The 11,987-nt window shown below is 72.1% G+C and carries 10 protein-coding genes and 1 tRNA gene; 2 read left to right on the forward strand and 9 right to left on the reverse strand.

The genetic code is table 11. The annotated features are described in order from the left end of the window. Positions 1-33 precede the first annotated feature (33 nt). The 8 genes from polA to ACRYRX_RS22265 all read right to left on the reverse strand — a co-directional run bounded on the left by polA (position 34) and on the right by ACRYRX_RS22265 (position 9,612). Positions 34-2,817, reverse strand: coding sequence for a DNA polymerase I (gene polA, locus ACRYRX_RS22230; RefSeq protein WP_432515357.1), 2,784 nt, complete (start codon positions 2,815-2,817; stop codon positions 34-36). Positions 2,818-2,867: 50 nt separating this feature from the next. Beyond that, positions 2,868-3,452 (reverse strand): GNAT family N-acetyltransferase, encoded by a 585-nt coding sequence (locus ACRYRX_RS22235; protein ID WP_432515358.1) that lies wholly within the window; start codon positions 3,450-3,452, stop codon positions 2,868-2,870. Between the two features lie 265 nt (positions 3,453-3,717). After that, positions 3,718-4,443 carry an ABC transporter ATP-binding protein gene (locus tag ACRYRX_RS22240; RefSeq protein ID WP_432515359.1) on the reverse strand — a complete coding sequence of 242 codons (726 nt, stop codon included), beginning with the start codon at positions 4,441-4,443 and terminating at the stop codon, positions 3,718-3,720. Further along, positions 4,440-5,282, reverse strand: a complete 843-nt coding sequence (locus ACRYRX_RS22245) for an ABC transporter ATP-binding protein (protein ID WP_432515361.1) — start codon at positions 5,280-5,282, stop codon at positions 4,440-4,442. Before ACRYRX_RS22245 ends, ACRYRX_RS22240 begins: the two co-directional genes overlap by 4 nt. After that, positions 5,275-6,426, reverse strand: a complete 1,152-nt coding sequence (locus ACRYRX_RS22250; protein ID WP_432515363.1) for a branched-chain amino acid ABC transporter permease — start codon at positions 6,424-6,426, stop codon at positions 5,275-5,277. Before ACRYRX_RS22250 ends, ACRYRX_RS22245 begins: the two co-directional genes overlap by 8 nt. Continuing rightward, entirely contained in the window at positions 6,423-7,412 is a 990-nt protein-coding gene (locus ACRYRX_RS22255; protein WP_432515364.1) for a branched-chain amino acid ABC transporter permease, read from the reverse strand. Before ACRYRX_RS22255 ends, ACRYRX_RS22250 begins: the two co-directional genes overlap by 4 nt. 83 nt (positions 7,413-7,495) lie before the next feature. Beyond that, complete coding sequence (locus ACRYRX_RS22260; RefSeq protein WP_432515366.1) at positions 7,496-8,677, reverse strand: branched-chain amino acid ABC transporter substrate-binding protein; 1,182 nt, start codon at positions 8,675-8,677, stop codon at positions 7,496-7,498. 308 nt (positions 8,678-8,985) lie between these two features. Beyond that, positions 8,986-9,612, reverse strand: coding sequence for an ANTAR domain-containing response regulator (locus ACRYRX_RS22265; RefSeq protein ID WP_432515368.1), 627 nt, complete (start codon positions 9,610-9,612; stop codon positions 8,986-8,988). 105 nt (positions 9,613-9,717) lie between these two features. Between ACRYRX_RS22265 and ACRYRX_RS22270 the strand changes: the two genes are divergently transcribed. Continuing rightward, positions 9,718-9,791: transfer RNA gene (locus ACRYRX_RS22270), tRNA-Leu, on the forward strand. Positions 9,792-9,883: 92 nt separating this feature from the next. Here the strand turns inward: ACRYRX_RS22270 and pyk are convergent. Then, positions 9,884-11,323 (reverse strand): pyruvate kinase, encoded by a 1,440-nt coding sequence (pyk, locus tag ACRYRX_RS22275; protein ID WP_432515369.1) that lies wholly within the window; start codon positions 11,321-11,323, stop codon positions 9,884-9,886. Between the two features lie 132 nt (positions 11,324-11,455). Between pyk and ACRYRX_RS22280 the strand changes: the two genes are divergently transcribed. After that, positions 11,456-11,836, forward strand: a complete 381-nt coding sequence (locus ACRYRX_RS22280) for a hypothetical protein (RefSeq protein WP_432515371.1) — start codon at positions 11,456-11,458, stop codon at positions 11,834-11,836. Positions 11,837-11,987 lie beyond the last annotated feature (151 nt).

The raw sequence follows: 11,987 nt of genomic DNA on the forward strand, positions 1-11,987 counted from the left end.
CGGCGGGCGGGGCCGGGGCCCCGCCCGCGCCGGTCAGTGCCCGGCCTCGTGCCAGCTGCGCCCGACGCCGACGGACACGTCGAGCGGCACGGCCAGCGAGGCCGCGCCGGCCATCGTCGCCCGCACGAGCGCCTCCAGCTCCACGCGCTCCCCCTCGGCCACCTCCAGGACGAGCTCGTCGTGGACCTGCAGCAGCAGCCGCGAACGGAACCCGTTCTGCCGCAACCCCTCGTCGAGGTCGAGCATGGCGACCTTGATGATGTCCGCGGCCGACCCCTGGATGGGGGCGTTCAGGGCCATCCGCTCGGCCATCTCCCGCCGCTGGCGGTTGTCGCTGGCCAGGTCGGGCAGGTAGCGGCGCCGGCCCATGATGGTCTCGGTCCAGCCGGTCCGGCGGGCCTCCTCCACGACGCCGCGCAGGTAGTCGCGGACCCCGCCGAACCGCTCGAAGTAGTCGTCCATGAGGCCCTTGGCCTCCTCGGTGGAGATCTTCAGCTGGTTCGACAGGCCGAAGGCCGACAGGCCGTAGGCCAGGCCGTACGACATCGCCTTGATCTTGGCGCGCATGTCGGGGGTGACGGCCGCCGGTTCGACCCCGAACACCCGGCTGCCCACGAAGCGGTGCAGGTCCTCCCCGGAGGTGAAGGCCGCGATGAGGCCCTCGTCCTGGGACAGGTGGGCCATGATCCGCATCTCGATCTGGGAGTAGTCCGCCGTCAGGAGGCACTCGTACCCCCCGCGCTCGTCGGCGGGACCGACGACGAACGCCTCGCGGATCCGCCGGCCCTCCTCGGTGCGGATCGGGATGTTCTGCAGGTTCGGGTCGGTCGAGCTCAGCCGGCCCGTCGCGGCGATCATCTGCTGGTACGTGGTGTGGATGCGGCCGTCGTCGGCGACGGACTTCTGCAGCCCCTCCACCGTCTGCCGCAGCCGGGAGGCGTCGCGGTGCTCGAGCAGGTGCGCCAGGAACGGGTGCTCGGTCTTGACGAACAGCGCGGCGAGCGCGTCGGCGTCGGTCGTGTACCCGGTCTTGGTGCGCTTGGTCTTGGGCATCTGCAGCTGCTCGAACAGCACGGTCTGCAGCTGCTTGGGCGACCCGAGGTTGATCTCGGTGCCGATGACCTCGTAGGCCAGGGCCTGGGCCTGCGCGACGCGGTCGGCGAAGTGCTGCTCGAGGTCGGCCAGCAGACCGGTGTCCACGGCGATGCCGACCCGCTCCTGCCGGGCCAGGACCCCCACCAGCGGCAGCTCGACGTCGGCGAGCAGCCGCGTCCCCCCGCGCTCGTCGAGCTCGGTGGCCAGGACCGCGGCGAGCTCGGCGATGGCCAGCGCGCGGACCATGCCCTCCTCGGCGCGGGCCTGCAGGTCACCTCCGACGGGGCCCTCGCCCCCGTCGAGCGTGAGCTGCTCGTCGGCCGGGGCCGCGGCCGTGGACCCCTCCGCGCGCAGCTCGCGCTTGAGGTGCCGGACGGCGAGGTCGGCCAGGTCGTAGCTGCGCTGGTCGGGGCGGCACAGGTAGGCCGCCAGGGCGGTGTCGAAGACGACCCCGGTCAGCTCCCAGCCGCGGGCCCGCAGCGCGTGCGAGGGGCCCTTGACGTCGTGCGCGACCTTCGGCCGGTCCGCGTCGGCCAGCCAGGCGACCAGGGCCCGCTCGTCGGCCGGCTCCAGGGTGACCGGGTCGATCCAGGCGGCGACGCCGTCTGCGCCGGCCAGCGCCAGCCCGCTCACCTCCCCGACACCCCGGCCCCACTCCCCCTGCACGTGCACGCCGGTGCGTCCCGCGGCGTGCTCGTCCAGCCACGGGCCGACCTCGCCGGCCAGCAGGATGGCGCCGTCGACGCCGAACCCCTCCTCGGCCTCGGGCTCGGCCGACTCCAGGGTCGCGAACAGGCGGTCGCGCAGGACGCGGAACTCCAGGCCGTCGAAGACGGTGTGGACCTGCTCGCGGTCCCAGGCCCGGCGCAGCAGGTCCGGGACGGCGACCGGCAGGGGCAGGTCGCTCACCAGCGCGTTGAGCCGCCGGTTGCGGATCACGGAGTCCAGGTGCGCGCGCAGGCTCTCCCCCGCCTTGCCCTTGACGAGGTCGGCGTTGGCGATGACCCCGTCGAGCCCGTCGTAGAGGTTGATCCACTTGGCCGCCGTCTTGGCCCCCACCCCCGGGACGCCGGGCAGGTTGTCGGAGGTCTCCCCCACCAGGGCGGCCAGGTCGGGGTACCGCTGCGGGGGGACGCCGTACTTCTCCTCGACCACCTCCGGGGTCATCCGGGTCAGCTCCGAGACGCCGCGCACCGGGTACAGGACGGTCACCTCCGGGCGCACCAGCTGGAACGCGTCCCGGTCCCCGGAGGAGATGAGCACGTCGAAGCCGTCCTGCACGGCGCGTTCGGTGAGGGTCGCGATGACGTCGTCGGCCTCGTAGCCCTCCACCTCCACCACGGGGACGCGCAACGCGGCCAGGACCTCCTTGACCAGGTCGACCTGGCCGCGGAACTCATCGGGGCTCTTGGTCCGGGTGCCCTTGTAGTCGGCGTAGACCTCGGTGCGGAAGGAGGCGCGGGAGACGTCGAACGTGACCGCGAAGTGGGTGGGTTCCTCGTCGCGCAGCAGGTTGATGAGCATCGATGTGAAGCCGTAGACGGCGTTCGTCGGCTGGCCCGTGGTCGTCGAGAAGTTCTGCACCGGCAGCGCGTAGAACGCCCGGTACGCCATGGAGTGCCCGTCGATGAGCAGCAGGCGGGGCCGCGTCGGCGCAGACCTCGCCGCCGGCTTCCCGGCGGTCTTCTTGGCGGCTGTCGTGCGCGCAGGAGGCGGTGTCACGACGGCCAGGGTAGTCAGCTCCCCGGACACGCCCCCGGCCCGCGCCCGGCTCAGCTCGCGGTCGGGACCTGCAGCGCCTCACCGGCGCGGGCCAGCCGGGCCCGCAGGGAGCGGCGGCGGGCCACGACCCCCGTGGAGGCGGTGGCCGCCTGGCCGTCGGAGAGCCGGCGGCGCAGGACCGCCAGCGGCACCGCGCGGCGCACCACGACGGGGGCGAAACCGAGGCGGGCCACGTAGCGGGTGAACTCGCGGTCACCGGGCAGGACGGTGCAGGCGACCTGGTCGGCGCCCTCGCTCTCGGCCAGGTGCACGGCCCGGCGCAGCAGCGCCCGGCCGACCCCGCGGCGGCGCAGCCCCGGCACGACGTGCAGGTGCTCGATGCTGGGCCCGGCGCAGTTGCCCAGCGGCAGCAGCGGGGTCGTGGTCACCAGCGCGTACCCGGCCGGTTCGGGACCGAGGAAGGCGAGCAGCACGCGGACCTCCCCGAGCTCCAGCGACCGCACCAGGCGGGACCGCACGTGCTCGACGGAGGCGCGCAGCTGCGCCTGGTCGAACCGGGCGGAGGCGTACAGCTCCATCAGGACGTCGACGTCGTCGGTACCGGCGTCGCGCACCTCGACTGCGGGTCGTGCCACGTGATCCCCTCCCGCGCGGCGCACCCACGCGGGGCACGCACGACTGAGCAGACCGGGCCCCCGCTCCGGTGGCCGCCCCCGTTCGCGAGGACGACTGCGCCGGACACTAGGGCACGGCGGACCGCGGGGGAAGATCCCGTCGCGATCTCGTCGTGACCTTCACTCGGTGTGGTGAACGACCGACGCTGCGCAGCCGAACGCGCACCGCCCGCAGCGCCGGGACGGCGCTGCGGGCGGGTGGAGCGGGCGAGCCGGAACCGCGACCTCAGACGTCGCCGCCCAGGTAGGCGGCGCGGATCGAGTCGTCGGCGGCCAGGGCGGCGCCGGTGCCGGAGCGGACGACCGTGCCGGTCTCCAGAACGTACGCCACGTCGGAGATCCGCAGGGCCTGCGCGGCGTTCTGCTCCACCAGCAGCACCGTCGTGCCCTGCTGGTTGATCTCCACGATGATCGAGAAGATCTGCTGGATCAGCTTCGGCGCGAGCCCCATCGACGGCTCGTCCAGCAGCAGGACGCGCGGGCGGCTCATCAGCGCCCGGCCGATGGCGAGCATCTGCTGCTCACCGCCCGACATCGTCCCGGCGAACTGGGAACGACGCTCGGCCAGCCGCGGGAACAGGCTGAAGACCCGGTCCAGGTCCTGCCTGTAGGCCGCCGTGCGCCGGTCCTTGCGGGTGTAGGCACCCATGTCGAGGTTCTCCTCGACCGTCATGCCCACGAACGTCCCGCGGCCCTCGGGGGCCTGGCACAGCCCCTTGGTGACCAGCTTGTGCGAGGGGACCTTGGTGATGTCCTCCCCCTCGAACACGATGGACCCGGTCCGGACCGTCCGCAGACCCGACACGGTCTTCAGCGTCGTGGTCTTGCCCGCGCCGTTGGCCCCGATGAGGGTCGCGATGGCGCCCTGCGGGACGGTGAAGGAGACGTTCCGGATGGCCTCGATCCGGCCGTAGTTGACGCTCAGGTCCGAGACGACGAGTTGATCGGTCACAGTTCCCCGTCCTCCGCAGGCAGTTGGTCGTCCTCCACGCCCAGGTAGGCGGCGATGACGGCCGGGTCGTCGCGGATGTCCGCCGGCAACCCCTCGGCGATCTTCTTCCCGAACTCCAGGACCACGATGCGGTCCGTGACGCCCATCACCAGGCGCATGTCGTGCTCGATGAGCAGGACGGTGTTGCCCCGGTCGCGGACCGCCCGGATGAGGTCCATCAGCCGCTCCTTCTCGACCGGGTTGAACCCCGCGGCGGGTTCGTCCAGGCACAGCAGCTTCGGTCTCGTCGCCAGCGCCCGCGCGATCTCCAGGCGGCGCTGCTCGCCGTAGGAGAGGTTGCGCGCCAGGTCGTCCGCCCGGTGCGAGAGGTCCATCATCGCCAGCAGCTCGTCGGCCAGCGCGTTCCCCTCGCGCGTCTCCCGGCGGTGCCGGGGCAGGCGAAACAGCGAGCTGATCACCCCGGAGCGGTGGTGGGAGTCGGCCCCGACCAGCACGTTCTCGCGCGCCGTCATGTTCCCGAACAACCTGATGTTCTGGAACGTCCGCGCGATCCCCAGCCGGTTGATCTGGTACCGCTTGCGCCGGCCCAGCGGCTGGCCGTCGAACACGACCCGCCCCTCGGTCGGCTGGTACACGCCGGTCAGGGCGTTGAAGCAGGTCGTCTTGCCCGCCCCGTTCGGCCCGATGAGGCCGAGGATCTCGCCCTGCCGGATGTCGAACGAGACGTCGTTCAGCGCCACGACCCCGCCGAAGCGCAGGGTCACGTTCTCCATCGTGAGCAGCGGCGGACCGAACTCCCGCAGGGTGCCGGTCCCGCCGTCCTTGGTCGCCTCAGGCACGAGCGCCCTCCTCCGTCCCCTCGAGTTCCTTGGTGACCGCGTCGGCGCGCTGGGCGCGCTTGGCCCGGCGCGGCGGCAGCAGACCCTGCGGCCGGAAGTTCGCCAGCAGCAGCAGGAGCAGGCCGAACACGACGATGCGGAAGTCGGCGAACTCGCGGAACCGCTCGGGCAGGTAGGCCACGACGACACCGCCGACGATGGCGCCCCACCGGTTCCCCTGACCACCGATGACGACGGCGGCGAGGAACATCATGGACAGCTGGATCATGAAGGAGTCGGGGTTGATCGCCCCGATGCGGGAGGCGTACAGCGCCCCAGACAGACCCCCGACGAACGCGCCCATGGCGAAGGCCAGCAGCTTGAAGCGGAACGTGGGGACACCGTTGAGCTCGGCGGCCTCCTCGTCCTCGCGGGTGGCCTCCCAGGCCCGCCCGACCCGGCTGCTCTGCAGCAGCTTGTCGGCGATGAGCACGAGGATGATGACGATCAGAGCCAGCCAGTAGTACGGGACCGCGTCCAGCAGACCGAACTTCAGGAAGACCGAGCGCGCTCCCTCACCGAGGTCCACCTGCGCGGTGAGCCCGTCCCAGACCAGGCTGGGCAGGCCGAACAGCTCGGTCGAGGGCGGGCGCGGGATGCCCGTGATGCCTCGCGCCTGGTTGAGCCACTCCGAGTTCAGCGCGGTGAGCCGGATGATCTCACCGAAGCCGAGGGTGACGATGGCCAGGTAGTCGCCCCGCACCCGCAGGGTGGGCGCTCCGAGCAGCAGACCGCTCGCGGTGGAGATGGTGACGGCCATGACGATCAGCACGAACCAGTTGATCTGCCCGTGCAGGGACCCGCCGACGGCGACGGTGTAGGCGCCGATGGCGTAGAAACCCACGTACCCGAGGTCGAGCAGACCCGCGTAGCCCAGCACGATGTTCAGGCCCAGGGCGACGAGGGCGTAGTTGGCGACGGTGGCCAGCACCGAGCCGAACTCGGCGTCGGGGGTGGACACGATCGGCAGGTTCAGCAGCGGCAGGACGAAGAAGACCACGGCGATGGCGACCCAGACCACGACCTGGACCGGCTTCGACAGGTTGTTCCACCGGTCGGCGAAGGTCGGCTTGGCCACCTTCGCGGTGGAGGCGGAGGTGCTCATGCGCGGGCCTTCCCGAGGGACTCGCCGAGGATGCCGGTGGGCCGGAACAGCAGGACGACGACCAGCAGCAGGAAGGACACGACGTCCTTCCAGGACGAGGCCAGGCCGAAGAAGGTGGCGTAGTTCTCCGCCAGGCCCAGGACGAGCCCGCCCACGAGCGCGCCGCGGATGTTGCCGATGCCGCCGAGAACGGCGGCCGTGAAGGCCTTGATGCCGAGGATGAACCCGACGTTGAAGCGGGTCACGCCGATGTGCAGCAGGTACAGCAGCGCCGCCGCACCCGCCATCAGGCCACCGATGAAGAACGTCAGCTGGACGACGCGCTTCTGGTTGACGCCCATGAGGGCCGCCGCCTCGGGGTCCTGGGACACGGCGCGGACCCCGCGCCCCAACCGGGAGCGGCTGACGAACTGGTCGAGGGCGACCATCATGAGGATCGCCGCGACCAGGACGATGAGCTGGTTGCTGCGGATCTCGAACCCGCCCACGGACAGGACCTGGACGTTGGGCAGCGGGTTGGGGAAGGCGGTGTTCTCGCGGGCCTGGCGGACGTAGTCGGCGAGCACCCCGTCGAGGCCGACCCAGCCGGCGATCCGGTCCCGCAGACCCATGATCTCCGAGAGCATGAACGAGGCCCCGATGGCGGAGATCAGCGCGACCAGCGGCGGCGCCTTCTTCTCCCGCAACCGGCGGTAGGCGACGCGCTCCACGACGAGCGCGACGCCGCCGCTGACGGCCATCGCAGCGATCAGGGCGACGATCAGCAGCCCGATGGCGGCGAACCAGCCCTGGCCGGAGTGGGCACCGAGGAGGGTCATGGCCCAGACGGCTCCGAAGCTGCCCCACATGAAGACCTCGGAGTGGGCGAAGTTGATCAGGCGGAGGACGCCGTAGACGAGGGTGTAACCGAGCGCGAAGAGGGCGTAGATCGCGCCGATCACCAGACCCGTGAAGGTCAGGTCGAGGAACGTGGACAGGGGAACCACCCGGGGTGAGGTGAGCTGACGGGGGGACTCGCGCGGACGCGGCACGGCCCCACCGGCGCGGGGCGGGTGGGGCCGTGAGCGGGTCAGGAGACCTTGATCTCCTGGTCGGCCACGATCTGACCACCCTCGACCTTGTAGGCCCAGACGCTGATCTCGCTGGGCTCGCCCTTGTCGTCGAACTTCAGCTGCTTGGTGACGCCGGGGGCGTCGTAGCTCTTGACGTAGGACAGGAGGTCCTCGCGGGTGACGTTGCCCTCCGAGATGCCCTCGAGCAGGATCGTCGCCGCGTCGTAGCCCTCGGCGGAGTACGTGGCCGGCGCCGAGCCGACGGCGGCGGTGTAGTCCTGGACGAAGGTGCCCCCGGCCTTGTCCGGCGGCAGGCACGGGCAGGTCAGCAGCGCGCCCTCGGCCGCGGCCTCCCCGGCGGCGGTGACGAGCCCCTGGTCCTTGGCGCCGTCGTCGCTGACGAAGGCGACCTGGTCGTTGCTCAGGCCGGCTTCGCGCATCTGCTTCAGGAGCAGCCCGCCCTCGGCGTAGTAGCCGCCGAAGAACACCGCGTCGGCACCGCTGGCGCGGATGTCGGCCACGACGGCGGAGAAGTCCGTCTGGCCCTTCTGGATGGTGTTGTCCTTGATGTCCGCGCTGCCGAGGCTCTCGCGGACGAGGTCGGCCAGGCCCTTGCCGTACTCGGTGGAGTCGTCGACGACGTAGACCTTCTGCTTGCCGAGGGTCTCGGTGATGTACTGCGCGGCGGCCGGGCCCTGCGTGGCGTCGTTGCCCAGGACGCGGAAGAAGGTCTTCCAGCCGTTCTCGGCCAGGGAGGGGTTGGTGGCGGAGGGGGTGATCGCCACCAGGTTGACGTCGGGGTCGGCGAAGATCGGGTCGGCGACCTTGGACTCGCCGGAGAACGCCGGACCGACCAGGCCGACGACCTTGGTGTCGGCGGCGGCCTTCTGCGCCAGGCCCTGCGCCTGGTTCTGGTCGCCCTGGGAGTCGTAGGGGGTCAGCGTCACCTGGCACGCGCCCTCTTCGGCGTTGTGCTGGTCCACGGCGAGCTTCACGCCGTTGTTGATGTTGACGCCGAGGTTGGCGTCCGGACCGGTGAGGGCCCCGAAGAAGCCGATGCTGATGCCGTCCGGGCAGCTGCTGCCGCCGCCGGAGGTTCCGGACCCGGACGACGTCTCGTCACCGCCGGTGGTGCCACAGGCCGCGAGCAGGAGGGCGGCCACCGCGGCGGGGGCCGCGAGTTTGACGATGGAGCGCACTGGTTCGTCCTCCTGGAGGAGAGGGCACGGGGCCACGCGCCACGACGCGCGTTCCCGTGAGCGCCACCCGGGAGCGGTGGAGCCGTGGTGAACACTAAGGGTTCGTGCACGCTCCGGGTGGGTTCTGCCTGCGTGTTCATCGGCTCGTTACACACAACGGCCACCCGTGGGCGCTCCGGGTGAGCAGATGAGCGCGGTCCGTGGACCGTTCCCGGCACGCCGGCGACGACGCCGGGACGACGCGGACGCCGGGACGACGACGGCCCCGACACCGCGGGCGGTGTCGGGGCCGTCGGGGACCGTGCGGGTCAGGACCGGTCGTCGCCCGCGCTGATGACGGTGGTGGCGACCTCGCGCATCGTCAGGCGCTTGTCCATCGAGGTCTTCTGGATCCAGCGGAACGCCTCGGGCTCGCTCATGCCGAACTGCGTCTGCAGCTTCGACTTGGCGCGGTCGACCAGCTTGCGGGTCTCGAACCGGTCGGCGAGGTCGGCGACCTCGTCCTCGAGGGCCATGATCTGCTGGTAGCGGCTCACGGCGATCTCGACGGCCGGCAGCAGGTCGGCGGAGGTGAACGGCTTCACGACGTAGGCCATCGCCCCGGCGTCGCGGGCCCGCTCGACGAGCTCGGCCTGCGAGAAGGCCGTCAGGAGCACGACCGGCGCGATGCGCGCCTTGGCGATGCGCTCGGCGGCCGAGATGCCGTCCAGGACGGGCATCTTGATGTCCATGACCACCAGGTCGGGCTTGTGCTCCTCGGCGAGGGCCACGGCCTGCTCGCCGTCACCGGCCTGGCCGACGACGTCGTAGCCGGCCTCGGTGAGCATCTCGACGATGTCGAGACGGATGATGGCCTCGTCCTCCGCGACGACCACCCGACGTGTGGTCGTGGCGGGCGTGGCGGGGGTGTCGGCAGTGTTCGTCACGCGGGGCATCCTAGTCGGTGCGTCGGGACTACTACGACTGGTCGTGGTGGCGGGGGCGTTCGGGAGCACGCGCGCTCCCCCGGTAAGGTGATCGCCGCACCCCTCGCGGGGTCGGCCCTGGTAGCCCAACCGGCAGAGGCAATCGACTCAAACTCGATCCAGTGTGGGTTCGAATCCCACCCAGGGCACCCCGTCGGGACAGCCCCGGAGCACCGCGCTCCGGGGCTCTCGCGCGTCCGGGCGGGTGCGGCGGTGGCCCCGCGGGACCACCGCCGCCCGGTCAGGCGTACGCCTGCGAGACGCCCGACGTCGCGTCGCCGATGCGGTGCACGCGCACGGCGTTGGTCGAGCCCACGATCCCCGGGGGGGCACCGGCCACGATGACGACCAGGTCGCCGATCGTGCAGCGGCCGGTCTCGCGCAGGCGGCGGTCGACCTCCTTGACCATCTCGTCGGTGGTCGAGATGAACGCCGCGTACTGCGAGTCGACCCCCCAGGACAGCGCCAGGCGGCGGCGGGTGGTCTCCTCCGCCGTGAACGCCACCAGCGGGATCCCGGACCGCAGCCGGGACAGCCGGCGGGCGGAGTCACCGGACTGGGTGAAGGTCACCAGGAGCTTGGCGTCGAGCTGCTTGCCGATCTCCGAGGCCGCCAGCGTGATGGCGCCGCCCTTGGTGTGCGGCACGGTGCCCAGCGCCGCGATGCGGTCCGCGCCGTGCGTCTCGGTGTTCTCGATGATCCGGGCCATCGTGCGGACGGCCTCGAAGGGGAACGCCCCGACGCTGGTCTCCCCCGAGAGCATGAGCGCGTCGGCGCCGTCGAGGACGGCGTTGGCGCAGTCGGAGGCCTCGGCCCGCGTGGGCCGCGGGGCGGTGATCATCGACTCGAGCATCTGGGTCGCGACGATGACGGGCTTGGCCTGCCGGCGCGCCAGCTCGATGGCGCGCTTCTGGACCAGCGGCACCTCCTCCAGGGGCAGCTCGACGCCCAGGTCGCCGCGGGCGACCATGATGCCGTCGAAGGCCGCGACGACCTCGCGGAGGTTGTCGACGGCCTGCGGCTTCTCGACCTTGGCGATGACGGGGACGGTGATCCCCTCCTCGTCCATGATCCGGTGCACGTCGTCGGCGTCGGCCGCCGACCGCACGAAGGACAGCGCGACGAGGTCGACGCCGAGGCGGAGGGCGAACCGCAGGTCCTCGACGTCCTTCTCCGACAGCGCCGGGACGCTCACGGCCACGCCGGGCAGGTTGATGCCCTTGTTGTTGCTCACCGGGCCGGGGACGGTGACCTTCGTGACGACGCGGGGGCCGTCGACGGCGGTGACCTCGAGGCCGACCTTGCCGTCGTCGATGAGGATGCGGTCCCCCACCCCGACGTCACCGGTCAGGCCCTTGTACGTGGTGGAGCAGACGTCCTTCGTCCCCACCACGTCCTCGGTGGTGATGGTGAAGACGTCCCCGACGGCGAGGTCGTGGGGGCCGTCGGCGAACTTCCCGAGGCGGATCTTCGGACCCTGGAGGTCGGCGAGGATGGCGACCGCCCGGCCGGTGGCCTCGGCGGCGGCACGCACCCCCTCGAAGTTCGCCCTGTGGTCGTCGTGGGAGCCGTGGCTCAGGTTCATCCGGGCGACGTCCATCCCGGCGTCCACCAGTGACCGCAACCCTTCGGGACCCGCCACAGCGGGTCCGAGGGTGCAGACGATCTTCGCTCTGCGCATGCCCCGACCCTATTGCGCCCGGCCCGGTGCGCGACGCCTGGGGCGCGCCGTCCGCGCAGCGGTCACCGGATCGTCACCCCGGGTCGACGGTCCCGACGTGCGCGGGCCGCCCGGTGGTCCCACGATGACCGCGTGAACACGCAGGAACCGCAGCACCGGAGCGACTTCGAGCACGAGGTCGAGGACCTCGTGGAGGAGTCCAGCGAGCACGAGTACGCCGTCTACGTGCGTCTGCACGAGGACCAGGTCTGGCCCGAGGGCGCGCTGGCCGGCCTGGTCGCCGACCTGCACGTCGCCCACCCGCGGGTGGAGAGCGTGGACGCACCCGCGCACGACGTCGTCATCAGCGTCGACGCCGACGGGCTGGACGCCGAGGGCGCCGCCCGGCACGCCCTGGGCCGGGTGACCGCCGCCGCGTCCGCGCGCGGCCTGTCCGGTCACGCCGCGGACGTCACCGTGCTCTCCGACGGCGCGGTGTGGACCTACGACGCCGACGAGGTCGCCCGCTGGTGACCGTGCGCCCGCACGGGCGCAGGGGGGACGACGAGGGGGGGGGGGGGGGGGGGGGGGGGGGGCGGGGGGGGGGGGGGGGGGGGGGGGGGGGGGGGGTGCGGGCGCGCGGGGGGGCGGGGGGGGGGCGGGTGGGCGCGGTGGCCGCGGGGGC

The sequence above is a fragment of the Kineococcus lubricus genome, from assembly GCF_050871965.1.
GTDB lineage: Bacteria > Actinomycetota > Actinomycetes > Actinomycetales > Kineococcaceae > Kineococcus.